This window comes from Enterobacter cloacae complex sp. HYC042_NIDB (genome assembly GCF_056673315.1).
In genome coordinates, this window is sequence record NZ_CP109650.1 from 1,933,375 (window position 1) to 1,956,581 (window position 23,207).

Consider the following 23,207-nt stretch of genomic DNA (forward strand, 5'->3'; position numbering starts at 1 on the left):
CCCCGTCCACGTTTTATCAGGCTTTAAGAGAAAATTCCCCGCTTCGCCTTATCTGGCACATTAGTTGCAAAATCACATTCAAAGAATCTTTTGTTTCATGTTAACGTTACGGGGAAGCACCATGAAAAAACTGTTAATTGTACTGGCCGGGGCCGCCTGTCTCTTCACTCAGCTGCCGGCAAAGGCTGACCAGCTTCAGGATATCGAGAAGCGCGGCACCATTCGCATTGCCGTTCCGCAGGATTTCCCGCCGTTTGGCTCGGTGGGGACCGATCTGCAGCCGCAGGGCTACGACATCGATATGGCGCGCTATCTGGCGAAACAGATGAAGCTCAAGCTGCAGCTGGTGCCGGTGACCAGCGCCAACCGCGTGCCGTACCTGCAAACCGACAAGGTGGATCTGGTCATTTCTAGCCTCGGTAAAAACCCGGAACGCGAGAAGGTGATCGACTTCAGCCGCGCCTACGCGCCGTTCTTCCTCGGCGTGTTTGGCCCGAAAGGGGCCGAGCTGAAGGACGCCGCCGCGCTGAGCGGAAAAACCATCGGCGTGACGCGCGGGGCGGTGGAGGATATGGTGCTGACCGGCCTGGCACCGAAAGACGCCAACGTGAAACGCTACGAAGACAACAACACCACGCTTTCGGCCTATCTCTCCGGCCAGGTGCAGTACGTGGCGACCGGCAACCTCGTGGTGGCGGCCATTTCACGCCAGAACGCGGATAAAGCCCCGGTGCCGAGCTTTATGCTGAAAGACTCACCGTGCTTTATCGGCCTGAAGAAGAACGAACCGGCCCTGAAGGCAAAAGTGGATGCGCTGATTGAGCAGGGCATCAAGGACGGCACGCTGAACGGCCTGTCCGAGCAATGGCTGAAGGCCCCGCTGCCGGCAAACCTTGGCGCCTGAGCCAATGACGGAGCAACTTGATTTTTCAGCCCTCTGGCCGCACTGGCCGGAGCTGCTGGCCGGGCTGTGGGTCACCATTCAGCTGACGGTAATGGCAACCGTCGGTGGGCTGGCAATCGGGATTTTCGGCGCGGCGATCCGCAGCGGACGCACCACCTGGTACAGCCGGATCTGGGGCGGCTACGTGGAGATCATCCGCAACACGCCGTTTGTGGTGCAGCTGTTTTTCATCGTCTTCGGCCTGCCGAATCTTGGCCTGAAGATGACGGCGGGGGAGGCGGCGCTGCTGGCAATGGTGGTGAACCTGGGCGCGTACAGCACCGAAATTATCCGCGCGGGCATTCAGGTTACGCCGAAAGGACAGTGGGAGGCCGGACGCGTGCTGGGGCTAACCCGTCTGCAGACGTTTATTCGCGTGGTGCTGCCGCCCGCGCTGCAGCGCATTTATCCCGCGCTGGTGAGCCAATGCATCATCGTGATGCTCGGCTCGTCGGTGGTGTCGCAGGTCTCGTATGAAGAGCTGACCTTCGCCGCCAACCTGATCCAGTCCAGAACGTTTTTGAGCTTTGAGGTCTATCTGGTGACAACCGGGATTTACTTAGCGCTGTCGATTACCCTGCGCCAGCTGATGATGGCGGCAGGACGCAAATGGCTGGGGGTGCAGGCATGATGACCACCTTTACCGACTGGGACATTATTCGCAACCTGCTGCTGGCCGGACGCTGGACGGTACTGCTGTCGCTGGTGGCGTTTGTCGGCGGGGCGGTGGTAACGCTGCCGCTCCTGCTGCTGCGCCTGACGGGCGGACGCACGGTGAAGCGCATTATCCGCGGCTATATCGAGTTGTTTCAGGGCACCCCGCTGCTGATGCAGCTGTTCCTGGCCTTCTTCGGCGTGGCGCTGTTCGGCATCGACGTTTCGCCGTGGACCGCCGCCTCGCTGGCGTTAACCTTCTACACCAGCGCATTTCTGCTCGATATCTGGTACGGCAGCATTCGCGCCCTGCCGAAGGGGCAGTGGGAAGCCTCGCGCTGCCTGGGCCTGACCTTCGGCCAGACCCTGTTTCGCGTGGTCGCTCCGCAGGCGTTGCGCATCGGCATCGCCCCGACGGTGGGCTTTGCGGTGCAGGTGATCAAAGGCACCGCGCTGGCGTCGATTATCGGCTTCATCGAGCTGACCAAGGCCGGCACCATGCTGACCAACGTGACCTATCAGCCGTTTAAGGTCTTTGCACTGGTGGCGCTGGGCTACTTTATTCTGTGTTATCCGCTGTCGCGCTACAGCCGCTATCTGGAGACCAAATTCAATGCCTCTCATCACCATTAATCAGGTGCAGAAGTACTACGGCGATAACCACGTGCTCAAGGGCGTCGATCTGGATATCGATATGGGCCAGGTGATCTCCATTATCGGGCGCAGCGGATCGGGCAAAAGCACGCTGCTGCGCTGCATCAACGGCCTGGAAGGGTATCAGGACGGAAGCATCAAGCTGGGCGGCATGACCATTACCGACCGGGATTCTCAGGCGCGCGAAATCAGCCGCTCGGTCGGGATGGTGTTCCAGAGCTTCAACCTGTTCCCGCACATGACGGCGCTGGAGAACGTGATGCTCGCCCCGCGTCGGGTGCTGAAGAAAAGCGCCGCCGAATGCCGCGAACTGGCCCAGCGCATGCTGGAGAAAGTGGGGCTTGGCGATCGTCTGGATTACTACCCGTCGAGCCTCTCCGGCGGCCAGCAGCAGCGCGTGGCGATTGCCCGCGCGCTGGCGATGTCGCCTAAAGTTTTACTCTGCGACGAGATCACCTCCGCGCTCGACCCGGAGCTGGTGGGCGAAGTGCTCAAGGTGCTGGAGCAGCTGGCGGCCGAGGGGATGACCCTGATTCTCGTGACCCATGAAATGAATTTTGCCCGCGAAGTGGGCGACCGCGTGGTGTTTATGCACCAGGGGAAAGTCTGGGAGCAGGGCGACAGCAAAACGCTGTTCGCCAACCCGCAGACCACGGAACTGAAGCAGTTCATCTCCTCCGTGCGCGGCCTCAACTGATAAGGACTTAACAATGGATATCGCACGCTTTCCGCAAATCAACCCGCCCCAGCGCCTGCTGATGGGGCCGGGGCCGATCAACGCCGACCCGCGCGTGCTGCGCGCTATGTCGAGCCAGCTGATTGGCCAGTACGATCCGGCCATGACCCACTACATGAACGAGGTGATGGCGCTCTATCGCGGCGTGTTCCGCACCGAAAACCGCTGGACGATGCTGGTGGACGGCACCTCCCGCGCGGGAATTGAGGCCATTCTGGTCTCCGCCATCCGCCCCGGAGATAAAGTGCTGGTGCCGGTCTTCGGCCGCTTTGGACACCTGCTGTGCGAAATTGCCCGCCGCTGCCGCGCGGAGGTGCATACCATCGAGGTGCCGTGGGGCGAGGTGTTCACCCCGGACCAGGTCGAAGATGCGATTAAGCGTATTCGTCCGCGCCTGCTGCTGACCGTGCAGGGCGACACCTCCACCACCATGCTGCAGCCGCTCGCGGAGCTCGGCGCCATCTGCCGCCGCTACGACGTGCTGTTTTACACCGATGCCACCGCGTCGCTCGGCGGCAACGCGCTGGAGACCGACGCCTGGGGGCTGGACGCCGTCTCGGCCGGGATGCAGAAGTGCCTCGGCGGCCCGTCGGGTACGTCGCCGATCACCCTGAGCGCGCGCATGGAGGAGGCGATCCGCCGCCGCAAATGCGTTGAGGAGGGCATTCGCACCGACGCCCACCGCGACGGCGACGAGGAGATGATCTACTCCAACTACTTCGATCTCGGCATGGTGATGGACTACTGGGGGCCGGAGCGCCTCAACCACCACACCGAAGCGACCACCGCGCTGTTTGGCGCCCGCGAGTGCGCGCGTCTGATCCTGCAGGAAGGGCTGGATAACGGCATCGCCCGCCACAGGCTGCACGGCAATGCGCTGCTGAAGGGCATTCAGGCGATGGGGCTGGAGACCTTTGGCGATCTGAAGCACAAGATGAACAACGTGCTGGGCGTGTTCATCCCGCAGGGCATCAACGGCGACCAGGTGCGTAAGCTGATGCTGGAGGATTTCGGGATTGAAATCGGCACCTCGTTTGGCCCGCTGCACGGCAAGGTGTGGCGCATCGGCACCATGGGCTACAACGCGCGCAAGGACTGCGTGATGACCACCCTGAGCGCGCTGGAGTCGGTGCTGAACTACCTGAAATTCACCACCACGCAGGGTGCGGCGATGCAGGCCGCGTGGGACCACTATCGCCGCGAGACGCCGCAATGAGCCCGGCGGCAGAACGGGTGATGGCCCGCGCCGACGCGCTGGCCGCCATCAGCGAAACCCCGGATGCGCTGACCAGGGTCTATCTCTCGGTGCAGCATCAGCAGGCCAACCAGCTGGTGGGGCAGTGGATGAGCCAGGCGGGCATGACCGTCTGGCAGGACAGCGTGGGCAACATCTGTGGACGCTATGAGGGGGCGCAGGAAGGGGCGCAGGCGGTGCTGCTTGGATCGCATCTGGATACCGTGCGCAACGCGGGACGCTACGACGGCATGCTCGGGGTGCTCACGGCCATTGAAGTGGTGGACAGCCTGCATCAGCAGGGGGTGCATCTGGCGCAGGCCATCGAGATTGTCGGCTTTTGCGATGAAGAGGGCACCCGCTTCGGCATTACGCTGTTAGGCAGCCGGGGGCTGACGGGCACCTGGCCGCAGGGCTGGCTGGAAAAAACTGACGCCAGCGGCATCAGCGTGGCGCAGGCGATGACCCAGGCGGGGCTCGATCCTGCCCGCGTGTCGCATGCCGCAAGGCGTCAGGAAGATTTCAGCGCCTATCTCGAACTGCATATTGAGCAGGGGCCGTGCCTTGAGCAGGAGGCGCTCGCGCTTGGCGTGGTGGAAGCCATTAACGGCGCCCGTCGCCTGAACTGTCGTTTCACCGGCGAGGCCGGACATGCGGGAACCGTGCCGATGCTCCACCGCAGAGACGCGCTGGCCGCCGCCGCCGAGTGGATGGTTATCATTGAAAACGCTACCCGACAGCAGGGCGGCAACCTGGTGGCGACGGTCGGGGAATTGCGCTGTCTGCCGGGAGCGGTGAACGTGATCCCCGGTGAGGTTCAGCTCTCGCTCGATATTCGCGGCCCGCAGGATGCACCGCTGGACAGGTTGCTCAACGACCTGCTGGAACATGCCCGGGCGATCGCAACGCGCCGCGGGCTGGCATTTAGCGCCGAGGAGTTTTACCGCATTGCCGCCACGCCGTGCGATCTGCACTTGCAGAACGTGCTGGGGGAGGCCGTAAAATCGGTACAGGGACGCTCGCTGTCGCTGCCCAGCGGCGCGGGCCACGATGCGATTGCCATCGCGGAACGCTGGCCGGTGGGCATGCTGTTCGTGCGCTGCAGGGGCGGAGTCAGCCACCACCCGGCGGAATCGGTGATGGCTGAGGATGTTGCGCTGGCGATTGAGGCGTTTTCGCGTGCGGTGATTCAGTTGGCGGATCGCGTTACTCCAGCCCCAGCGTATACTGCGCGATCTTGAAGTAGATAATCAGCCCGGTACCGTCGATAAGCGTCGCGATAAACGGCGCGGAGACGACCGCCGGGTCAATGCCGCAGCGCTTGAGCACCATCGGGATCACTGACGACACAATCGCGCTCCAGAGCGTAATGCATACCAGCGTCAGGCTGACGATAAGCGTGATTTCCAGCCCGATACCCATCATCCAGGCGCGGATGCACCCGGCAATACCGAGCGTCACGGCAATCATCAGCGAGGTGGTCATCTCTTTGCGCAGCACGCGGCCTACGTCGCGCAGATGCACTTCACCCAGCGCCATGGCGCGCACCAGCGTGGAGGTGATCTGCGTTCCGCTGTTGCCACCCGTGCCGATCAGCAGCGGAATAAAGAACGCCAGCGCGATGGCAGACTCCAGCGCCTCTTCGAAGTGCTGGATCACCGAGCTGGTGTAGGCTTCCGCGACAAACAGCAGCAGCAGCCAGACGGAGCGTTTCTTCCACAGGCTGAAGGCGCTGGTTTCCAGATAGGGCTTCTCCAGCGGCAGCGTCGCCCCCTGAAGCTGGGCGTCTTCGGTGACGTCATCTTCCAGCAGATGGGCGATTTCGCGCTCGGTCAGGCAGCCGACGAGCTTGCCGTGGGTCACCACCGGCACGACGTCCGCGTCGCCGTGGGCCAGAAGTCCGGCGACATCGGCTCGTTCATCTTCCGGTTTGACCTGCAAAAACTGTGAAATCATCAGGCTTTTAATTGGCTGCGCGGTATCCGTGACCTGCAATAATTTGCGTACCGCAATCATGCCCGCCAGGCGTCCATGGTCTTCAATAAAAATATGCGACGGAATATCGTCGTCTTTTAATTTTTCGAAGAATTGCTCGCGCGCCAGCGCCACGCATAATGAAACGTCGAGGACAATAAAATCGGTATTCATATATTGCGCGACCGCGCTGTCATTGAATGCCAGGTTGTGGTTGTGAATAGCGTAAGACATAGTGAATTCCCTTTGAATAAATAAAATCTCTCAGGGGCGAGCAAGACAGGGCATGTCGGAAAGGAGATCCCCACGTCCTGGGTTCAGCACTGTACACCGTATCCCGCAAGGGAAGTTATACTGACAAAGCCTTGATTCGACAGTGCCTGTTTTACCCTGTGCCGGTTCTCTCGAACCCACCAGAGCGATAACGTGTATTTGTACAGGAGCCTCGCCATAACGAGATCGTTGTAAAGCGTGAGGAATAATACGCCTGTTTAAATTTATCGCTCAGGAAATTAAATAATGTTTAAGGAAGGTTTAGGTAAATCTTATTAATAAAATGTTGAGGGTTTATTTAAGGTTATTCCTTTTAAATGGAGGATTAATTAACGGGGGGAAGGAAAATGGCGTGGTTTGATAATCTGCTGAATCATTTTGCGCTTTATCCGGCACATCTGTTCGCGCTGTTATTCGTAATGGCGCTGAGCAAGTCCACGGTGCTGATCTCCTCCGTGCTGCCACCCGCCTCGGTGATGCTGCTGGCGGGCATCGGCGTCAGCCAGGGGAGCATGCACCCGGCGCTGGCGTGGCTCGCCGTGGTGCTGGGGGCAACGGCGGGTTCGGTGCTGAACTACCATATCGGCCAGTTGATGGGGCACACCCGGCTGGTCGCGCGCTTTACGGCGAAGCATGCCGCTACGTTTTTACGGGTTCAGCATCAGCTGCAAAAAAACGGTGTCATCGTACTGTTTACGTCGCGCTTTCTGGCGGTGTTGCGTTATGTCGTGCCGCTGGCGGCGGGGATGCTCAGGCTGAACGCCATCAAAGTTTACGTCGTCAGCCTGCTTTCCGCCTGTGCATGGGCGGCGCTGTATGTCGGCGCGGTCACCGGCATCAGCGCCTTTTGAGTTACAGACTCCCCATTCCGCCGTCCACCAGCAGCTCCGTTCCTACCGTGTAGCTCGACTCGTCGGACGCCAGATAGAGCGCGGCTTTTGCCAGCTCCGTCGTCGAGCCCATTCTGCCGAGCGGCACCAGCTTGATGATCTCCGCCATCATCGCGTTAAGCGTCTCTTCGCTTAAGCCCGTCTTCGTAAATGCCGGCGTTTCCACCGGACCGGGGCTCAACCCGTTGACGCGGATCCCGCGCGGCAGCAGCTCCGCCGACAGCGTACGCGCCAGCGACAGGAGGGCGGCCTTGCTCGCGGCATACACGCTGCTGGTGGGCAGGCCGATGCGTGCGCTCACGGAGCCGCAGAGGATCACCGACGACGGATTATTCAGCAGCGGCAGCAGCGCCTGAATTAAAAAGAACGGTCCCTTCAGGTTGATGCCCATCAGGCGGTCCCACGCATCCTCCTGCCAGGCTTCCAGCGGCGCGTGCGTCACGTCGCCAGCGTTGAGAAACACCGCGTCCAGGCGTGGCCAGCGGGCGGCGAGAGTTTCCGCCAGCGCTTTTTGCGACGCGATATCGCCTGCGTCGGTTGGAATCACCCAGGCCTTATCGCCCAGAATGCGCTCTGCTTCGGCGAGGGTGTCCGGGTTGCGTCCGGTCACGGCGACGCGCGCCCCTTCGGCGATAAACGCCTGCGCGGTGGCAAGACCAATGCCGCTGGTACCGCCGGTAATCAGCGTATATTTATCGGTTAAACGACCCATGTTCTTCTCCTGAAATGTCACTGGAGAAAGCACTATAGAAACGTTAGTATCGAAAGGAAACCAGGTACCAAATGGATACTAACGAGGCAAGAGGTGTGCTATGGCAGAAATGCTGGAGGTGTGCTGCGAAAAAAAATCTGAGGCGTATACCTGCCCGATGACGCAGTTTGTCAACCTGATATCCGGTAAGTGGGCGATCCCCATTCTCTATCGCCTGATTGTGTTCAACACGCCCGTACGCTTTGGCGATCTGCTGCGTGCCGCTGCCCCCATCACGCAGAAAGAGCTGACGAAGCAGCTCCGCCTGTTTGAGCAGCGCGGGCTGGTGACGCGGACGGTCTACCCGGAGATCCCCCCGCGCGTGGAGTATCAAATTACCGAGCTGGGGTTAACCCTGCAGGACGCACTTTCACCGCTGGCCGCCTGGATGAGCGAGTACGGCGACCAGCTTGAGCGTTAGGCTACTGTTTCACGTAGCGCGGTGCCGGAACCCCGGTGCGCGCGCTGTTAAACAGCTCAAGGCGCGCCGCTTCGTAGCGATCCCACAGGGCGGCGTCATGCATCGGCGGAATAGTGATCTGTTCGCCCTGATCCAGACCCGCCAGTGACGCATCGACCATATCGTCGGTGGTCATCACCGACCCTTCCGGCAGATCGTTCACCGTAACCCCTGAATGGCTCCAGATCTCCGTCGCCGTCGCGGCGGGCAGCACGGCCTGAATGCGCACGCTGCTATCGGCAAATTCTTCCTGCAGTCCGCGGGTAAAGCTCAGTACCCAGGCTTTGGTGGCGCTGTACAGCGCGCTGCCCGCACGGACATGGAGCGATAACACCGAGGCGATATTGATCAGCGTCCCGCGATTGTTCTGCGCCAGGCGGGGCAGGATGGCGTAGGTCAGACGCATCAGCGCCGTGGTGTTGAGGGTGTTGATGGCCTGATGCTGCGCCACATCGCCCGCGAGGAACGGGGCCATCTGCGCGGTGCCCGCGTTGTTTACCAGCGTATCGATGGCGGTATTGTGGCGCAGTTCATTTTCCACGGCGCGGATCCCGGCTTCATCGCTGAGATCGGCCACCAGTATAGCGACGGCCACGCCATAGCGCGCTCGCAGGTCGGCGGCGAGGGTTTTCAGGCGATCCTCGCGGCGGGCGACCAGGACCAGGTTAGCGCCGCGCGCGGCCAGGCGATCGGCATAGACGGCCCCGATCCCGGAAGAGGCGCCGGTAATTAAGGCGGTGGTGATTTGCGTAGTCATTGTGTGTTACCTCAAAGCAAAGTGGGTTATCTGGTTTCAATATGAAACTGAATTAACTCTCTGCTATTTGGTTTTATAATGCAACCATTTTGCCGGGCATTTTGTGCTTTGCCGTTGGGAACGATCAGGAGGGGAGTTTAGCCACGATCTCTTCAGGCGTCAGCTCGCGCCCATCGTCGGCGATAAGCGCCAGTTTACGCAGGGGTTTGCGCTGTTCGCTATCGACGAGAACGGTGCCGCATTCGTTTTCCGCGAACAAAAATTCATTGCCCCACTGGGAGAGAGCAACCAGCACCGTCTGGAGCGCGCGTCCCTTGTCGGTCAGAACGTATTCCTGCCAGGCGCTGCCGTCGGAGGCGGGCTGAAGCCGGAGGATGCCTTCATCGACCAGCATCTTCAGCCGCGAGGTGAGCATGTTTTTTGCGATACCGAGGCTTTTCTGAAACTCGCCGAAGCGTTTAATCCCGCGCAGCGCGTCGCGAACGATCAGCAGCGACCACCAGTCGCCAATGATATCCAGCGAACGGGCGACGGGGCAGGTGCTCTCTTCAAGGCGGGTGCGTTTCACGGTCAGGTCTCCGGTGGGGTATGGTTTTATTATAAAACTAATTAGCGCCCACCGTAAGCACGTTAATCATCAGTTTGAGAAATGCTTCCCGAAAAAACTGTCACGAATCTGTCACACTCACTGGAACATTAAAAAAACGTGAGGAACGAGGGATGAGAAAAGCACTACTCGCAGTGGCCGTGGCAGGTACCCTTTCAATGACCTTTGGCGCACAGGCGCAGGAGACGCCGGAAGGCTATCAGCTGGAGCAGGTGTTAATCATGAGCCGTCACAACCTGCGCGCGCCGCTGGCCAATAACGGCAGCGTGCTGGAGCAGTCCACGCCGAAGCAGTGGCCGGAGTGGGACGTGCCGGGCGGTCAGCTCACCACCAAAGGCGGCGTGCTGGAAGTCTATATGGGCCATTACATGCGCGAGTGGCTGGCGCAGCAGGGGATGGTGAAGACGGGAGAGTGTCCGCCAGCGGATAGCGTTTATGCTTACGCCAACAGCCTGCAGCGTACTGTCGCCACCGCGCAGTTCTTTATTACCGGCGCGTTCCCGGGGTGCGACGTACCCGTGCATCATCAGGAAAAAATGGGCACCATGGATCCGACCTTTAATCCGGTGATTACCGATAACTCGCCGGAATTCCGCGAAAAAGCGCTCAAGGCGATGGAGTCCGAGCGGCAGAAAATGCAGCTTGGTGAAAGCTATAAGCTGCTGGAGCAGTTGACGAACTACGCTGACTCTCCGTCCTGCAAAGAGAAAAAGGTCTGCTCGCTGGCAGACGCGAAAGATACTTTCAGCGCCGACTATGAAAAAGAGCCTGGCGTATCCGGGCCGCTGAAGGTGGGTAACTCGCTGGTGGACGCGTTCACGCTGCAGTATTACGAAGGTTTCCCGGCCGACCAGGTGGCCTGGGGTGAAATCAAGACCGACCAGCAGTGGCGCGTGCTGTCGAAGCTGAAGAACGGCTATCAGGACTCGCTGTTTACCTCCACCGAGGTGGCGCAAAACGTGGCGAAGCCGCTGGTGAAATATATCGATAAAACGCTGGTCACCGAACAGGCGAAAGCGCCTAAGATTACTCTGCTGGTAGGGCACGATTCGAACATCGCTTCACTGCTCACCGCGCTGGATTTCAAGCCGTATCAGCTGCATGACCAGCAGGAGCGGACCCCGATTGGCGGCAAGATTGTCTTCCAGCGTTGGCACGACAAAAACAGCAATCAGGAGCTGATGAAAATTGAGTATGTCTACCAGAGCGCGGAGCAGCTGCGCAACGCCAGCGTGCTGACACTGCAGTCGCCCGCGCAGCGCGTGACGCTGGAGCTGAAGGGCTGTCCGGTGGACGCGAACGGCTTCTGTCCGGTTGATAAATTCAATGCGGTGATGAATAACGCGGCGAAGTAAAAGAGAACCCCCCGCTGCGGCGGGGGGAAACGCTTAGACGTTTTTACGTTCGATGGTTTGCTCGCCCCAGAAGAGCGAGTCTTTGTCCGTTTTTTCGAAGGCGCGAATCAGCACTTCATCGTTGCCTTCTTCCCAAATCTGCTCGGCCAGCTTTTCGTCGTAGTTCGCGACTTCAAAGATGGCTTCGGCAATCTCCGGAGAGGTGTTGCGTAAACTTGCCCATTCGCCCACGTGGTGAGCTTTGGATTCCTGTGTTGGCATACTTTTCCTCCTGTTGGGTTAGCCGTTCAGTTTTTTAGCGAGACCCGCGACGTATTCACCCTGATAGCGGGCGATAGAGAGTTCTTCATTGCTTGGCTGACGTGAGCCATCCCCACCGGCAATGGTGGTTGCGCCGTACGGCGTCCCGCCGCGCACCTGAGAAACGTCAAACAGCTCCTGCGCGCCGTAGCCAATTGGCACAATCACCATCCCATGATGAGCAAGGGTAGTCCAGGTTGAGGTAATCGTCTGCTCCTGGCCGCCGCCGGTGCCGGTAGAGCTGAATACGCTGGCGAGTTTGCCGTACAGCGCCCCGGATGCCCAGAGCCCGCCGGTTTGATCGAGGAAGGTACGCATCTGGCCTGACATATTGCCGAAGCGGGTCGGGGTGCCGAAGATAATGGCATCATACTCCGCCAGCTCCTGCGGGGTGGCGACCGGGGCATTTTGTGTTTTTCCCCCGGCTTTGGCGAACGCTTCCGCCTGCATGGTTTCCGGTACGCGTTTTACCACAACCTCAACGCCGTCCACTCTGTTTGCACCTTCTGCTACCGCGTGAGCCATGGTTTCAATGTGTCCATACATGGAATAATAGAGCACCAGAACTTTTGCCATTTTGCATCACTCCTCGTTGGTTTTTCTGACAGCGGATCGCTGCGTTCATTTAAAGATATGACATCACGGCCAGACTGCAAAAATGAACGGCATTTCTTTGATTTATAACAACATGGTTACAATAAGGTGCTGTAGCAAAATGAAACAACTTTCTGGTCGTCGAATTTTAAAATGATAAGAAAGGCTTATAGATTTCCGTCGCGTTATCTGACCCGAAAGGCGGATATCATGTTGCAGAATATTACCCGTGGCTTGCCGGATAGCCTCAGTCCACTAAGCTTAGTTTCACGCGGCACAGATAAAGGCCCTGTCCTTTAGCCGCGAGGTGAAAGAATCCTCTTTTACTGAATGCAATATGATGTCTAATGTTTCACACTCTGGAGGTTAGAGATGGCAAACCATCGTGGTGGTTCAGGTAATTTCGCTGAAGACCGTGAAAGAGCATCAGAAGCAGGTCGTAAAGGTGGCCAGTCTAGCGGGGGTAACTTCAAGAACGACCCTCAGCGCGCATCAGAGGCTGGTAAAAAAGGGGGTAAAAATAGCCACGGCAGCAATAAGTAGTACGCCGGGTTGACTCCCTGCCGCCGGGTTTCCCGGCGGTTTTTTTATGTCTGCAACATTGAACTGTAACCAAAGGCAACGCACACTACAGAATTGATCTCACTTGTTGGTGTCGCATGTCCGTCTCACGCTTTAAATTCTCCATAAAACCGCAGGAAGCCATCCTTATTCTCATCACCATGTTCTGGGGCGGGACCTTTCTTGCCGTCCAGTACGCGGTGACCCTCAGCGATCCGTTCTTTTTTGTCGGCCTGCGCTTTGCGACGGCGGCGATAGCCGTGGGGCTGATCTCCCTTAAAACGCTGCCGGGTCTGACGCTGAAGGAACTCAAGGCCGGCGTGGCGATTGGGATTGCGATAGCGATGGGCTACAGCCTGCAGACGTGGGGATTGCAGACCATCTCCAGCAGCAAATCCGCTTTTATTACCGCCATGTACGTGCCGCTGGTGCCGCTGCTGCAATGGTTATGCCTCGGGCGGCTACCGGGGCTGATGTCCTGCATTGGCATCGTGCTGGCGTTTATCGGCCTGATTTTATTAGCCGGGCCGGAAAATAACCTGCTGGCGCTGGGGCCGGGCGAGATCATTACCCTCGTCGGGGCCATTGCCATCGCGGCGGAAATTATTCTGATCAGCGCCTGGGCTGGGAAAGTGGACGTCAAGCGCGTGACGGTGGTGCAGCTCGCAACGGCGTCGCTGGTGGCCTTCGCGACGATGGTGCCAGCCGGGGAATCCGTGCCGCCGATGTCCACGGGGCTGGTGGTGGTCGCGCTGGGGCTTGGCATCTTCAGCGCCATTATCCAGGTGACCATGAACTGGGCGCAGCGCAGCGTATCGCCAACGCGGGCGACGGTGATCTACACCGGTGAACCGGTCTGGGCGGGGATTTTCGGACGACTGGCCGGCGAGCGTTTACCGCTGCTGGCGCTGGTGGGCGCGGCGTTTATTGTCGCCGGGGTGCTGGTGAGCGAACTAAAGTTCAGAAAGCGGGGGCGTGAAGCGAGTCATTTGACTGCTGAAAAAGGTTTAGATTGAAAAAAAGCGCAACGTTACTTAGGATATGTACGGATTAAAACCGTACACGGTGATGTAAACCATGCCAGCACTTAAAAAACAGCGTATCGATCTTCGCTTAACGGACGAAGACAAAACAATGATTGAAGAAGCGGCGGCGATGACGAATCAAACGATCACCCAGTTTATGGTGAACAGTGCGTCAGAGCGTGCTGCAGAGGTCATCGAGCAGCACCGTCGTCTCGTGTTAAACGAAGCCTCCTGGAATGCGGTGATGGATGCCATCGACAATCCGCCAGAGCCAAATGAACGCCTCAAGCGTGCGGCAAAACGTCTTCGAAACATGGAGTGAAGCGTCTTGGCAAATCACACGATTGAAATGTTTTCAGAGGGAGCCGACTATGATTTCGGGGATTTTGATTGTGGTGAACCCTCGCTAAATGCCTTCCTGAGAGAACACCTGGTACGCCAGCACAATGGACGTATTCTACGAGCCTACCTGCTTAAAGAGCGCGACCATCCGCGCGTGCTGGGCTATTACACGCTATCGGGAAGTTGCTTTGAGAGAGCGATGCTTCCTTCTAAGACTCAGCAGCGTCGGATCCCTTATCTCAACGTACCCAGCGTGACGCTGGGTCGTCTGGCTATTCATAAAGAACTACAGGGAAACGAGTGGGGAACAACGCTTGTTGCACACGCTATGCGGGTGGTTTACCTGGCGTCGCAGGCTGTGGGAGTACACGGCATATTTGTTGATGCCCTTAGCGAGCAGGCTAAACGATTTTATCTGAAGCTGGGGTTCATCCCGCTGGCAGGCGAAAACAGCCATTCTTTGTTCTTCCCGACAAAAGCTATCGAACGACTGTTTGAGCAGGCGTGATCGCTCTTAAGGAGCATGCAGGTCGGGTAAGGCGTAGCCGTCACCCGACATATCGATTTCACGAATCCTGATGCGCCGCGGCGGCCTGCGGCGCGGCAGCCATCCGGCGGCTCAGCAGGGCGTTAAGCAGGATCGCGCCGAAGGTCGCCGTACCAATCCCGCCAATCGTAAACCCGCCCAGCGTCAGGGCAAAATCGCCCGCGCCCAGCACCAGCGTGACGGCCACCATGATCAGGTTGCTGTTCTGGCTGAGGTCGACCCGATGCTGTACCCAGATGCGCGCCCCGGCCACGGCGATCAGCCCGAACACCACAATCGACGCGCCGCCGATGACCGGTGACGGAATGGTGTGGATCAGCGCGCCGAACTTCGGTGAGAAACCAAGAAGGATCGCCATTACCGCCGCCGCCACGAAGACCAGCGTTGAGTAGACCTTGGTCACCGCCATCACGCCGATGTTTTCCGCATAGGTGGTCACGCCGCTGCCGCCCACGGAGCCTGAGAGCATGGTCGCCAGCCCGTCGCCGACGAACGCGCGGCCCATGTACGGATCCATGCTGCGCCCGGTCATTCCCGCCACCGCCTTCAGGTGCCCTAAGTTTTCCGCCACCAGGATCACCGCCACCGGGGCGATAAGCATCATCGCCTGCGTGTTAAAGGTGGGCGAGGTCACCTGCGGCAGACCGAACCAGGCGGCCTGATGAAGCAGGGTAAAATCGACCGGCTTGCCCATGCCGAACACGTTCGCCAGCAGGGCGTAGATCAGACAGGCGACAATCAGCCCGACCAGGATCAGCAGACGCTGGATCATCCCGCGCGTAAAGACTGCCACCAGGCCGATGCACAGCACCGTGATCACCGCCATCCAGCTTTCAAACGGCGAAGCGGAGACGCTTTTCACCGCAATCGGCGCGAGGTTCAGGCCTATCGCCATCACCACCGCGCCGGTGACGACGGGGGGCATCATCCGTTCGATCCAGCGCGTGCCGATCTTCATCACAACGAGACCAATCAGGGTATAGACCAGCCCGCAAGCGATGATGCCGCCGAGGGCCACGCTCAGGTTGGGGTTGATCCCCTGGCCGTTAAAACCGGTAGTGGCGATGACCACGCCGACAAAGGCGGCGCTGGAGCCCAGGTAGCTGGGCACGCGCCCGCCGGTAACAAAAAAGAACAGCAGGGTGCCGATTCCCGACATCAGAATAGACAGGTTGGGATCGAGCCCCATCAGCATCGGCATCAATACCGTCGCGCCAAACATCGCGACCGCATGCTGGACGCCCATCACCATGGTTTGCCCGAGCGGGAGGCGTTCATCCGGCGCGACCACGCCTGCTTCAGTGGAGGTCGATTTCAACTGCCAGTGGGGAAATCCGAACATGGTCTGTCTCCTTAAAGCGCCTTAGCAGGCGGGTCGCATAAGCGCGTGGTAGCTGCGGTCAAACCACACCAGACCTTGCGGTGCGGGGTGGCGAATAATCGATACGATGTCGCAAAACAGAATGTCGTGGGTACCGACGCTGACCACCTGGCTGATGCGGCAGTCAAACGAGGCCAGCGCATCCTCCAGACGCGGGCAGCCCGTGTCGCCCGTCTGCCAGCGGGCGGCGGTAAAGCGTTCCGCCATCGGCGTTTTGCCGCCAAACAGATTGGATAAAGACTCCTGTCCGGCACTCAGGGTATTCACGCACAGGGTGCGGTTTTCGCTGAACGTGGGCCAGACCGACGCGCCGCGGTTCAGGCACACCAGCAGGGTGGGAGGGGAATCCGTGACGCTGCATACCGCGCTGGCGGTAAAGCCCGCCATCCCCGCCGGGCCGTCGGTGGTGATGATGTTGACCGCCGCGCCGACGCAGGCCATGGCGTCGCGAAAGGTTTGTTTATCCGGTGTCATCACGATCGCTCCTTACGCCAGTCCGCAGGCATCGTCGAAGGTCAGGCGCGGCAGGCGCCCGTAAAGTTTGCGCGTATCGCCATAGCCAATGTTGATCAGCAGGTTGCTTTTAAGCGTTGTGCCGGTGAAAAAGGCCTCGTCGACCTTTTGTCGGTCAAAGCCCGACATCGGCCCGGTGTCCAGGCCGAGTGCGCGGCAGGCGAAAATCAGATACGCGGCCTGCATTGAGCTGTTGCGAAAGGCCGTCTCTTCCGCCAGCGCGGGGCTTGCGGTAAACCAGCTTCTGGCATCGCCGTGCGGGAACAGCTCGGGCAGGCGCTCGTAGAATTCCCCGTCCCAGGCAACAATCGCTGTCACCGGGGCGGTAAGCGTTTTCTCGAGGTTGCCGCTGGAGAGCGCCGGGCGCAGCTTCTCTTTTCCCTCTGCGCTTCGCACAAAGACAATGCGCGCCGGTGAGCAGTTGGCAGACGTTGGGCCCCATTTCATCAGGTCATACATCTCGCGCAGCGTCTCGTCGCTGACCGGCATATCCAGCCAGCCGTTGTGGGTGCGGGCACCGGTGAACAGCGTTTCCAGCGCGGCGGGGGTAATGGCTTCGCTCATTAAAGCTCCTTATAAAGCGGGTTCAGGGCTGTGCAGCAGGCTGGCAAGCCCGTTCAGCAGCAGGGTGTTAAAGGTGTCCGGTTCGGTGACGTTGCAGGCATGTCCGCCCTGGCGCATGACCGTTTTGTGGGCGTGCGGGAGGGCGGCGTGCAGTTCAGCGGAACAGACGGACGGCACCAGCACGTCGTCGGCGGAACAGATAATGTGCACCGGGCAGCGAATGCGTGCGGACTGGCGGCGGAAGTCGGCTTTTTTCAGGGCGCTGAGCCTGCGCAGCAGGTTGGTTTTACCCTGGAAATGGGCCAGCGCCAGCGCTTCTTCAGATTCCAGACGCGGCGCGCGGGCGGCCATCCAGTCTGCCGGGTAGAGAAACAGCGGCTGCGCCTCGACCCACGCCTGCGCGCCGCCGGAATGCAGCAGCCGCTCGCGAACGTCAAAACAGCGGCGGGTGTGGGCATTGAGGGTCAGCCAGCCGTTGACGCACACCAGCGCGGCGAGGGCGTCGGGCCTGTCGAGGGCCAGTTGCAGGCCGACCAGCGCGCCGAGCGCGTGCCCGACGACGCTGTAGCGCGCAATGCCTGCGTCAGCCAGCGCATGGGCGAGCTCGTCTGCCATCTGCGCAAGGCTGTAACCCTCCGGCAGGGTGTCGGGGTTATTGCCCGTTCCCCGCTGGTCATAGCACACCACCTGATACTCCGGCTCCAGCGCGGCCTGCTGGGGCAGCCAGTAGCTGCCGCTGCCGCCGAGACCGGAAATAAAGACCACTACGGGCGCACCCTCGTACGGCGGCGGCGAGACGGAAAGTTTCATGCCTGCCTCACTTCGCGATGTGCGCAACGGTGGCGATCTCAACCAGCGCGTCCGGTTTTACCAGCCCGCACTGAATGCAGAACCGCGCCGGTTTATCGCCGGGGAAGAACTCGGCGTAGATTTCGTTAATCGCGGCGTAGTTTTTCCAGTCGGTGATAAAGATGCTGTTGAAGGTCACGTCCTCCATGGTGCCACCCGCCGTTTCGATCACGGTTTTGATCGTCTCCAGCACGTGGCGGGTTTGCGCCTTTGGGTCGTTGATAAATACCACGTTGTTGTCTTTATCAAACGGCAGCGTGCCGGAGACATACACCACGCCGTCGGCGAGGGTGCCGGGGACGAACGGGGCGATGGGCGTGCTGGTGCCCGGCGGGATGATTACGGATTTCGGCATCGTGTGTCTCCTCAGGCGATACGGGCGAGCGGAGGATTCAGGGCGTCGCAGAAATCCGCAACGTTACTGACCCAGCCAAAAAAGGTTTCGATATTGAACAAAGCTGCCTTTTGGGCGAATTCCGGTCCGGCCTGATGGGTCGCGTCTTCCAGCACCACGCCGAAATACTCGAGGAAAAAGCCGTCGCGCAGGGTCGATTCCACGCAGACGTTGGTGGCAATGCCGGTGAACACCAGATGGCGAATGCCCCGGCTGCGCAGCAGGCTGTCGAGCGGGGTGTTGAAAAAGCCGCTGTAGCGTGGTTTCGGCAGGACGATATCACCTGCCTGCGGGACCAGCTCATCCACCAGCTGATAATCCCAGCCGCCTTTGGCCAGCAGCTTGCCCTGCAGTTCGGGCCGCTTGCGCATCGTTTTCAGGGCGTTCGACTTGTGGAAGTTGGGCGAGCCGGGGCCGCCTGCCTCGACGTACTGGTCATCCCAGCCGTTCTGGAACCAGACGATGAGCATGCCCGCCGCGCGCGCGGCGGCGACGGCGGTTTTGATGTTCTCGATCACAGGCCTTGTGGCGGAGACGTCGAACCCCGCCAGATCCAGATAACCGCCCTGGCTGGCATAGGCGTTTTGCATGTCCACCACGATCAGCGCGCTCTGCTGCGGCGCAAAGGTGATGGCTTCCGGGCGAGCGTTTAAGGTCGTCATTACGCCACCTCCTTCGTGACGGCAGGAATGTGGGCGCGGCACTGCATCAGCGGCTGGATGCGCTCGCCGAAGGTTTCCACGCCGGTGAGGAAATCATCGAAGGTCAGCAGGACGCCCTCAGCGCCGGGTACGGCTGCCACTTCGTCGAGCATCCTGGCAACGCTGGCATACGAGCCCACCAGCGTGCCCATGTTGATATTGACGGCGGAGGTCGGGTCGGCCATCTGACGCACGTTGGTGTCTGCGCCGGAACGGGTGTCTTTCTGGCTCTGCTCGGTAAGCCAGCTCAGGGCGTCGTCGTCAGCGCCGTCCTTATACCGCTCCCATTTGGCGCGCGCGGCGTCGTCGGTTTCGTCGGCAATGACCATGAACAGCACGTACGAGCCCACGTCGCGCCCGGTTTTTTCGGCGGCCTCCTTCATGCGTGCCGCGGTCGGGGCAAAGGCGGCAGGGGTGTTAACGCCTTTGCCGAAGCAGAAGTTAAAGTCGGCGTATTTCGCGGAGAATTCCATCCCCGCGTCGCTCTGCCCGGCGCAAATCACCTTCATCGGCACCGATGGCTGCGGGCTGACGCGGCAGTCGTTCATGGTAAAGAAGTCGCCTTTGAAGTCGCTTTTGCCGGTGCCCCACAGGTCGCGCAGCACCTGTACGTATTCGGTCAGGTAGTCGTAGCGACGGGAGAAGTAATCGTCGCCCGGCCAGAGTCCCATCTGCTCGTACTCCGGTTTTTGCCAGCCGGTGACCAGGTTAACGCCAAAGCGCCCGCCGGAGATGGAGTCGATGGTGGAGGCCATGCGTGCCACGATCGCGGGCGGAAGGGTGAGGGTGGCCGCGGTGGCGTAGATCTGGATCCGCGAGGTAACCGCTGCCAGCCCGGCCATCAGTGTGAAGGACTCCAGGTTGTGATCCCAGAATTCCGTTTTGCCGCCAAAGCCGCGCAGCTTGATCATCGAAAGCGCAAAGTCGAAATGGTAGTGCTCCGCTTTCTGCACGATGGCTTTGTTCAGCTCAAAGGTCGGCATGTACTGCGGTGCAGTGGTCGAGATAAGCCAGCCGTTGTTGCCGATGGGTACAAATACGCCAATTTTCATCACGAACCTCTCTTCATTACGTCGCAGGTGTAACGGTGTTTTTGCAAAGGCAGTGCCAGTTTTAAAAATGGCAGTGTTATTAATGTGTTAATCAGAGGTTGGAGGTTTGATGCGATTAAATGTGGACTAACTGGTCAAAAGAACTGCACACAAAGCAGGCAACGGTGCGCGATGGCGGTGCAGGATCTAGGAGGGGAATGCAGCACGATCCCGGTGCGGCCCGGGATCACAGGTTAGCGTTTATTGTGGCTTCAACTACCCGTTCATGCGTTTGGGTTTCGGCAGATCGCTCGTATCATTTAGTATCCTCGGGAAGGTCAACAACCACGCTTTTGCCTTCTGTTTATTAGTATGCATAGCGCTTAACCCTTCTAAGGAGCCTCACAGCTCACTGGTATTCTGCGGGATGATCACCATGCAATCCGGCTTCACGCAGATTTTTATCGCGGGGCCATACGCAAGCCCGGCGCGCGATAACCAATCACCAGTTAGCTGCAAATAGTTATGCTCCATGCGCGTATAAAGTTCACACATGATGCACCGGCCTCATCCCTTGCGTGAATATGCGCGGAATAGGTCGGCTCCCTGTGCAAGTCCCGCGTGTTCTTTTTGCGTACCTGCTCGCGAATTTCTTAACCATTTTAAATACTGCATTTTCCGTTTGGGCAACGGCCCGCTCAGGCATAAAATTCTTTGCAGCCATATTTAACTCTTTGTAAGTTGCTTTGTGGTTAGCGGTATATAAGGTGGTGGTACACCTTTATATCGCAATCTCATTTATATACTTTTCTCTATAAATCTCACTGTTTGCATTGGGTGATTCACTACGTCAATTATCCCCCTATGGATAAATACACACGGGTAAAATTGTGGGGGGAAATAGTGAAAATGCGAAGCGGTTCGAGGAAAGGTGTGAGCAGCTGGTCTGAGGTGTAAGTCCGCAGTGACCGAAGAGTGAAAGTTCACGATGAATTGCAGCGGGTTTAACAGATATCTCAGTATCATTTAAGATAATTCTTCATAAAAGGAGCACATTGGTAAAATTAATGTGCTCGGTCAATGTTACTGCAATTTACTTATTTTAAAGGAAAATCATTGGTTGATTTACTATGCGGATGGCGGAATTTTTTATCTATCAAATGCTCCACTGCATCAAGAGAAGTGGGTGACAGATTGAGTGAGCTATCAGTCCAGTATTTTTGACATAAATTTTCAAAGATGATTTGGACACAAGATGAAACATCATCTGTTCCAAAGAGTTCTACATTTTCTTCTCTAGAAAGAAGATTGTTTAACGATGTGGGAGTTAACTCTTTTGCCAGTTTCTTGGAGTACCCACCTAATCCCCCAACCAGGTATCGAGGAATTTTTAGCTTCTCTGCAAGATGCATTTCCTCGGCAATACCTGGGTAAAAGCCATCCCTATCATGCATTTTTCCACCAACAGTAACCATCAAGTTTTGAGACGAAATCAATACTCGCCTCATAGCGGTTAAACTACGGTTTCTGGTTGTTGGATCGGTAATATCTCCATCACCAAATTTTTTAGTGATGATGAGTTCTGCTATATCGGTCAATGATTGAATATCTTCATCTGCATAATCAGAAAACCATAAGTCAGACATAACCAGAGTTACTGGAAGTTTATCAAAATTAACAGCGTGTTGGCGAGCCTGCCTAAGGATAATCGGTGTGAAGCTGGGGTGGCTTCCATGAATAACACGTCCTCCATATTTAAATACTAACCCACTGAAAAGAGAGACAAATTCAAGGATTCCACGATCCATTGCTGGTTCTGACCAATTACTGCGTTCTGGTATGGCTCCAGAAATTCCAACCTCAAGGCCATGAAGCGATACACTTAACTTAGAGTTATTTAGCGGAATGTTACTCATACATTACCCACTTTAGTAAAATTTGATGCCAAGAGAGCTGATATTTCCTGGTGATGCAATATTATCGTTTCAGCATCCAGTAGTTCAGCGAGGTCATCATCCGACAATAGATCACCATCATAGATGAAAAGCGAATAATTAGCATGAGGTTGATTTGAAATAAACTCTTTAAAGTGCTTGAAAGATGGTGGGTAAATAGTGGAGTAAATTGAACAATGGCTATGAACAATTGTTCGGATTCTTGGATTACGCTGTTGTTGAGATCTATATACTGAAAGGGATTGGTTTAAAGCGCACCAGTCATATCCTGCGTTAAGAAAATTCTTTTTAACCTTGAAAGGTATGCGGCATTTTCTCATGAATATATCGCAGAGATAGGTCTCTAATTCTAATACAATATTGTCGAGATCGACTGGTGATAAAATAGTTTTAGCTGGAGGTGTATTAAAGTCAAGCTCAAGCCAGCGTTGCAAACTCAGTAAAGTACGGAAGCGCGGCCCTTTCTTTGGGTCAGATTTTGGTCTGAATACAATCGGAAGAATAGGAATGAGTTTTCCATCAGCAATGTTAACTTCCTCTTTTATCCATTTGGATTCTGGCGACGCTGGTGTGTCAATGAGAAGTAACAGGCTTGCATCACCCAGAGCGTTTTCAATTTCTATCTGAACTGGCTCTCCAGGCAGAATTTTGGTATAGCCATCAACTTCTTTAGCTTCATCTAGCCAGGGTTTGTGCCCCAGACTTGAAAGATGATTATATAATTGATCAGCAATATCTCTTCCATCTTGAGCTCGATAGGAAATAAATATCTTTGTGTCTCGACCTTGCAGTCGTAAGCCCATCATTGCGCCTGCACGACAGATAATACTTCTTTCAGACTCCAGAATGTCGTTTGGGTCATATGGTAGCGCTTTAAATTGAGAGAGTGCTTTTGGTGGGATAGGATAAGTACTTTCTAAAGCAATAGGAAGTACTAAAGCAGTATCGGGTCTGTTTTCCAGATAAGAGCTAACAAATTTATCAGCATCATCGGAAAATTGACTGTGATCATAAAGAACAATCAATAAGTCATTCCATTCTTCTTCGCAAGGCCATGAGCTTACCTTCGATTCAGACATGGTTATCACCGATACGTGATTATGAAATGAATCAAGAATGATGCTTTTCATTCTCTCAGCGAGTACGCTGTTGGCTGTGTTAT

The 23,207-nt window shown here is 57.4% G+C and carries 29 protein-coding genes and 1 riboswitch; of the genes, 13 read left to right on the forward strand and 16 right to left on the reverse strand.

Annotated features, from left to right (window positions below; genetic code table 11):
* Window positions 1–121 precede the first annotated feature (121 nt).
* The 6 genes from OKF39_RS09150 to hpxK are packed head-to-tail and all read left to right on the forward strand — an operon-like array spanning window position 122 to window position 5,462.
* On the forward strand, window positions 122–904 hold the full coding sequence (locus OKF39_RS09150) for a transporter substrate-binding domain-containing protein (RefSeq protein WP_063943679.1): 783 nt from the start codon (window positions 122–124) through the stop codon (window positions 902–904).
* Window positions 905–908: 4 nt separating this feature from the next.
* The gene (locus tag OKF39_RS09155) at window positions 909–1,574 is read left to right on the forward strand and encodes an amino acid ABC transporter permease (RefSeq protein WP_041912033.1); all 666 of its coding nucleotides are present in this window, start codon (window positions 909–911) and stop codon (window positions 1,572–1,574) included.
* Entirely contained in the window at window positions 1,574–2,230 is a 657-nt protein-coding gene (locus tag OKF39_RS09160; protein WP_014883296.1) for an amino acid ABC transporter permease, read from the forward strand. Before OKF39_RS09155 ends, OKF39_RS09160 begins: the two co-directional genes overlap by 1 nt.
* On the forward strand, window positions 2,211–2,948 hold the full coding sequence (locus OKF39_RS09165; protein WP_008499843.1) for an amino acid ABC transporter ATP-binding protein: 738 nt from the start codon (window positions 2,211–2,213) through the stop codon (window positions 2,946–2,948). The genes OKF39_RS09160 and OKF39_RS09165 overlap by 20 nt, the downstream gene beginning before the upstream one ends.
* A 13-nt stretch (window positions 2,949–2,961) precedes the next feature.
* On the forward strand, window positions 2,962–4,203 hold the full coding sequence (locus OKF39_RS09170) for a pyridoxal-phosphate-dependent aminotransferase family protein (protein WP_479983703.1): 1,242 nt from the start codon (window positions 2,962–2,964) through the stop codon (window positions 4,201–4,203).
* Entirely contained in the window at window positions 4,200–5,462 is a 1,263-nt protein-coding gene (hpxK, locus tag OKF39_RS09175) for an allantoate amidohydrolase (RefSeq protein ID WP_479983704.1), read from the forward strand. Before OKF39_RS09170 ends, hpxK begins: the two co-directional genes overlap by 4 nt.
* On the opposite strand, the gene OKF39_RS09180 is transcribed toward hpxK, so the two are convergent.
* Window positions 5,428–6,429 (reverse strand): magnesium transporter, encoded by a 1,002-nt coding sequence (locus OKF39_RS09180; RefSeq protein WP_193066688.1) that lies wholly within the window; start codon window positions 6,427–6,429, stop codon window positions 5,428–5,430. The genes hpxK and OKF39_RS09180 overlap by 35 nt on opposite strands.
* Before the next feature lie 61 nt (window positions 6,430–6,490).
* Window positions 6,491–6,660, reverse strand: a riboswitch (M-box (ykoK) riboswitch).
* Between the two features lie 155 nt (window positions 6,661–6,815).
* Here OKF39_RS09180 and OKF39_RS09185 point away from each other — a divergent pair.
* On the forward strand, window positions 6,816–7,319 hold the full coding sequence (locus OKF39_RS09185) for a DedA family protein (RefSeq protein ID WP_049136568.1): 504 nt from the start codon (window positions 6,816–6,818) through the stop codon (window positions 7,317–7,319).
* A 1-nt stretch (window position 7,320) separates the two neighbouring features.
* Here OKF39_RS09185 and OKF39_RS09190 read toward each other — a convergent pair whose 3' ends face one another.
* Window positions 7,321–8,070, reverse strand: a complete 750-nt coding sequence (locus OKF39_RS09190; protein WP_028012645.1) for an SDR family oxidoreductase — start codon at window positions 8,068–8,070, stop codon at window positions 7,321–7,323.
* 100 nt (window positions 8,071–8,170) lie between these two features.
* On the opposite strand from OKF39_RS09190, the gene OKF39_RS09195 reads away from it, so the two are divergent.
* Window positions 8,171–8,530: a winged helix-turn-helix transcriptional regulator gene (locus OKF39_RS09195; RefSeq protein WP_023335206.1), complete on the forward strand. Its 360-nt coding sequence runs from the start codon at window positions 8,171–8,173 to the stop codon at window positions 8,528–8,530.
* Window position 8,531: 1 nt separating this feature from the next.
* Here OKF39_RS09195 and OKF39_RS09200 read toward each other — a convergent pair whose 3' ends face one another.
* Window positions 8,532–9,326: an SDR family NAD(P)-dependent oxidoreductase gene (locus tag OKF39_RS09200; protein ID WP_028012646.1), complete on the reverse strand. Its 795-nt coding sequence runs from the start codon at window positions 9,324–9,326 to the stop codon at window positions 8,532–8,534.
* 124 nt (window positions 9,327–9,450) lie between these two features.
* A complete protein-coding gene (locus OKF39_RS09205; RefSeq protein ID WP_479983705.1) occupies window positions 9,451–9,894 on the reverse strand; it encodes a winged helix-turn-helix transcriptional regulator in 444 nt (147 codons plus the stop codon).
* A 152-nt stretch (window positions 9,895–10,046) separates the two neighbouring features.
* Here OKF39_RS09205 and agp point away from each other — a divergent pair, with 152 nt between their 5' ends.
* The gene (gene agp, locus OKF39_RS09210) at window positions 10,047–11,288 is read left to right on the forward strand and encodes a bifunctional glucose-1-phosphatase/inositol phosphatase (protein ID WP_479983706.1); all 1,242 of its coding nucleotides are present in this window, start codon (window positions 10,047–10,049) and stop codon (window positions 11,286–11,288) included.
* Window positions 11,289–11,321: 33 nt separating this feature from the next.
* On the opposite strand, the gene OKF39_RS09215 is transcribed toward agp, so the two are convergent.
* Both OKF39_RS09215 and wrbA read right to left on the reverse strand, forming a co-directional pair.
* The gene (locus tag OKF39_RS09215; protein ID WP_028012649.1) at window positions 11,322–11,549 is read right to left on the reverse strand and encodes a YccJ family protein; all 228 of its coding nucleotides are present in this window, start codon (window positions 11,547–11,549) and stop codon (window positions 11,322–11,324) included.
* Between the two features lie 18 nt (window positions 11,550–11,567).
* Window positions 11,568–12,164 carry an NAD(P)H:quinone oxidoreductase gene (gene wrbA / locus OKF39_RS09220; RefSeq protein WP_041910554.1) on the reverse strand — a complete coding sequence of 199 codons (597 nt, stop codon included), beginning with the start codon at window positions 12,162–12,164 and terminating at the stop codon, window positions 11,568–11,570.
* Window positions 12,165–12,554: 390 nt separating this feature from the next.
* Between wrbA and OKF39_RS09225 the strand changes: the two genes are divergently transcribed.
* The 4 genes from OKF39_RS09225 (at window position 12,555) to OKF39_RS09240 (ending at window position 14,618) form a co-directional block, all read left to right on the forward strand.
* Window positions 12,555–12,725, forward strand: a complete 171-nt coding sequence (locus tag OKF39_RS09225) for a con-10 family general stress protein (protein WP_001273664.1) — start codon at window positions 12,555–12,557, stop codon at window positions 12,723–12,725.
* 116 nt (window positions 12,726–12,841) lie between these two features.
* On the forward strand, window positions 12,842–13,759 hold the full coding sequence (locus OKF39_RS09230) for a DMT family transporter (RefSeq protein ID WP_479983707.1): 918 nt from the start codon (window positions 12,842–12,844) through the stop codon (window positions 13,757–13,759).
* Between the two features lie 61 nt (window positions 13,760–13,820).
* A complete protein-coding gene (locus tag OKF39_RS09235) occupies window positions 13,821–14,090 on the forward strand; it encodes a type II toxin-antitoxin system TacA family antitoxin (RefSeq protein ID WP_008499829.1) in 270 nt (89 codons plus the stop codon).
* A gap of 27 nt (window positions 14,091–14,117) precedes the next feature.
* Complete coding sequence (locus OKF39_RS09240; protein ID WP_211090757.1) at window positions 14,118–14,618, forward strand: GNAT family N-acetyltransferase; 501 nt, start codon at window positions 14,118–14,120, stop codon at window positions 14,616–14,618.
* 58 nt (window positions 14,619–14,676) lie between these two features.
* Here the strand turns inward: OKF39_RS09240 and rutG are convergent, their stop codons facing one another.
* The 10 genes from rutG to OKF39_RS09290 all read right to left on the reverse strand — a co-directional run bounded on the left by rutG (window position 14,677) and on the right by OKF39_RS09290 (window position 23,175).
* A complete protein-coding gene (rutG, locus tag OKF39_RS09245; protein ID WP_045261670.1) occupies window positions 14,677–15,999 on the reverse strand; it encodes a pyrimidine utilization transport protein G in 1,323 nt (440 codons plus the stop codon).
* A 21-nt stretch (window positions 16,000–16,020) separates the two neighbouring features.
* Window positions 16,021–16,512 (reverse strand): NADH-dependent FMN reductase RutF, encoded by a 492-nt coding sequence (gene rutF / locus OKF39_RS09250; protein ID WP_047364261.1) that lies wholly within the window; start codon window positions 16,510–16,512, stop codon window positions 16,021–16,023.
* A 12-nt stretch (window positions 16,513–16,524) separates the two neighbouring features.
* Entirely contained in the window at window positions 16,525–17,115 is a 591-nt protein-coding gene (locus OKF39_RS09255; protein ID WP_041910551.1) for a malonic semialdehyde reductase, read from the reverse strand.
* A 9-nt stretch (window positions 17,116–17,124) separates the two neighbouring features.
* On the reverse strand, window positions 17,125–17,925 hold the full coding sequence (gene rutD, locus OKF39_RS09260; protein ID WP_479983708.1) for a pyrimidine utilization protein D: 801 nt from the start codon (window positions 17,923–17,925) through the stop codon (window positions 17,125–17,127).
* A gap of 7 nt (window positions 17,926–17,932) precedes the next feature.
* Entirely contained in the window at window positions 17,933–18,319 is a 387-nt protein-coding gene (gene rutC, locus OKF39_RS09265; RefSeq protein WP_008499822.1) for a pyrimidine utilization protein C, read from the reverse strand.
* Between the two features lie 11 nt (window positions 18,320–18,330).
* The gene (rutB, locus tag OKF39_RS09270) at window positions 18,331–19,020 is read right to left on the reverse strand and encodes a pyrimidine utilization protein B (protein WP_063943692.1); all 690 of its coding nucleotides are present in this window, start codon (window positions 19,018–19,020) and stop codon (window positions 18,331–18,333) included.
* Window positions 19,020–20,111, reverse strand: coding sequence for a pyrimidine utilization protein A (gene rutA, locus OKF39_RS09275; protein ID WP_479983709.1), 1,092 nt, complete (start codon window positions 20,109–20,111; stop codon window positions 19,020–19,022). The genes rutB and rutA overlap by 1 nt, the downstream gene beginning before the upstream one ends.
* Window positions 20,112–20,492: 381 nt before the next feature.
* Window positions 20,493–20,645, reverse strand: a complete 153-nt coding sequence (locus OKF39_RS09280; protein ID WP_458664511.1) for a SymE family type I addiction module toxin — start codon at window positions 20,643–20,645, stop codon at window positions 20,493–20,495.
* 542 nt (window positions 20,646–21,187) lie between these two features.
* Complete coding sequence (locus OKF39_RS09285) at window positions 21,188–22,006, reverse strand: hypothetical protein (RefSeq protein WP_479983710.1); 819 nt, start codon at window positions 22,004–22,006, stop codon at window positions 21,188–21,190.
* Complete coding sequence (locus OKF39_RS09290) at window positions 22,003–23,175, reverse strand: toll/interleukin-1 receptor domain-containing protein (protein ID WP_479983711.1); 1,173 nt, start codon at window positions 23,173–23,175, stop codon at window positions 22,003–22,005. The genes OKF39_RS09285 and OKF39_RS09290 overlap by 4 nt, the downstream gene beginning before the upstream one ends.
* Between the last annotated feature and the right edge of the window lie 32 nt (window positions 23,176–23,207).

Bases quoted from the DNA above. Each gene is read 5' to 3' on its own strand.
- OKF39_RS09150 (WP_063943679.1), top strand. From the start codon at position 122: ATGAAAAAACTGTTAATTGTACTGGCCGGGGCCGCCTGTCTCTTCACT.
- OKF39_RS09155 (WP_041912033.1), top strand. From the start codon at position 909: ATGACGGAGCAACTTGATTTTTCAGCCCTCTGGCCGCACTGGCCGGAG.
- OKF39_RS09160 (WP_014883296.1), top strand. From the start codon at position 1,574: ATGACCACCTTTACCGACTGGGACATTATTCGCAACCTGCTGCTGGCC.
- OKF39_RS09165 (WP_008499843.1), top strand. From the start codon at position 2,211: ATGCCTCTCATCACCATTAATCAGGTGCAGAAGTACTACGGCGATAAC.
- OKF39_RS09170 (WP_479983703.1), top strand. From the start codon at position 2,962: ATGGATATCGCACGCTTTCCGCAAATCAACCCGCCCCAGCGCCTGCTG.
- hpxK (WP_479983704.1), top strand. From the start codon at position 4,200: ATGAGCCCGGCGGCAGAACGGGTGATGGCCCGCGCCGACGCGCTGGCC.
- OKF39_RS09180 (WP_193066688.1), bottom strand. From the start codon at position 6,429: ATGTCTTACGCTATTCACAACCACAACCTGGCATTCAATGACAGCGCG.
- OKF39_RS09185 (WP_049136568.1), top strand. From the start codon at position 6,816: ATGGCGTGGTTTGATAATCTGCTGAATCATTTTGCGCTTTATCCGGCA.
- OKF39_RS09190 (WP_028012645.1), bottom strand. From the start codon at position 8,070: ATGGGTCGTTTAACCGATAAATATACGCTGATTACCGGCGGTACCAGC.
- OKF39_RS09195 (WP_023335206.1), top strand. From the start codon at position 8,171: ATGGCAGAAATGCTGGAGGTGTGCTGCGAAAAAAAATCTGAGGCGTAT.
- OKF39_RS09200 (WP_028012646.1), bottom strand. From the start codon at position 9,326: ATGACTACGCAAATCACCACCGCCTTAATTACCGGCGCCTCTTCCGGG.
- agp (WP_479983706.1), top strand. From the start codon at position 10,047: ATGAGAAAAGCACTACTCGCAGTGGCCGTGGCAGGTACCCTTTCAATG.
- OKF39_RS09215 (WP_028012649.1), bottom strand. From the start codon at position 11,549: ATGCCAACACAGGAATCCAAAGCTCACCACGTGGGCGAATGGGCAAGT.
- wrbA (WP_041910554.1), bottom strand. From the start codon at position 12,164: ATGGCAAAAGTTCTGGTGCTCTATTATTCCATGTATGGACACATTGAA.
- OKF39_RS09225 (WP_001273664.1), top strand. From the start codon at position 12,555: ATGGCAAACCATCGTGGTGGTTCAGGTAATTTCGCTGAAGACCGTGAA.
- OKF39_RS09230 (WP_479983707.1), top strand. From the start codon at position 12,842: ATGTCCGTCTCACGCTTTAAATTCTCCATAAAACCGCAGGAAGCCATC.
- OKF39_RS09235 (WP_008499829.1), top strand. From the start codon at position 13,821: ATGCCAGCACTTAAAAAACAGCGTATCGATCTTCGCTTAACGGACGAA.
- OKF39_RS09240 (WP_211090757.1), top strand. From the start codon at position 14,118: ATGTTTTCAGAGGGAGCCGACTATGATTTCGGGGATTTTGATTGTGGT.
- rutG (WP_045261670.1), bottom strand. From the start codon at position 15,999: ATGTTCGGATTTCCCCACTGGCAGTTGAAATCGACCTCCACTGAAGCA.
- rutF (WP_047364261.1), bottom strand. From the start codon at position 16,512: ATGACACCGGATAAACAAACCTTTCGCGACGCCATGGCCTGCGTCGGC.
- OKF39_RS09255 (WP_041910551.1), bottom strand. From the start codon at position 17,115: ATGAGCGAAGCCATTACCCCCGCCGCGCTGGAAACGCTGTTCACCGGT.
- rutD (WP_479983708.1), bottom strand. From the start codon at position 17,925: ATGAAACTTTCCGTCTCGCCGCCGCCGTACGAGGGTGCGCCCGTAGTG.
- rutC (WP_008499822.1), bottom strand. From the start codon at position 18,319: ATGCCGAAATCCGTAATCATCCCGCCGGGCACCAGCACGCCCATCGCC.
- rutB (WP_063943692.1), bottom strand. From the start codon at position 19,020: ATGACGACCTTAAACGCTCGCCCGGAAGCCATCACCTTTGCGCCGCAG.
- rutA (WP_479983709.1), bottom strand. From the start codon at position 20,111: ATGAAAATTGGCGTATTTGTACCCATCGGCAACAACGGCTGGCTTATC.
- OKF39_RS09280 (WP_458664511.1), bottom strand. From the start codon at position 20,645: ATGTGTGAACTTTATACGCGCATGGAGCATAACTATTTGCAGCTAACT.
- OKF39_RS09285 (WP_479983710.1), bottom strand. From the start codon at position 22,006: ATGAGTAACATTCCGCTAAATAACTCTAAGTTAAGTGTATCGCTTCAT.
- OKF39_RS09290 (WP_479983711.1), bottom strand. From the start codon at position 23,175: ATGAAAAGCATCATTCTTGATTCATTTCATAATCACGTATCGGTGATA.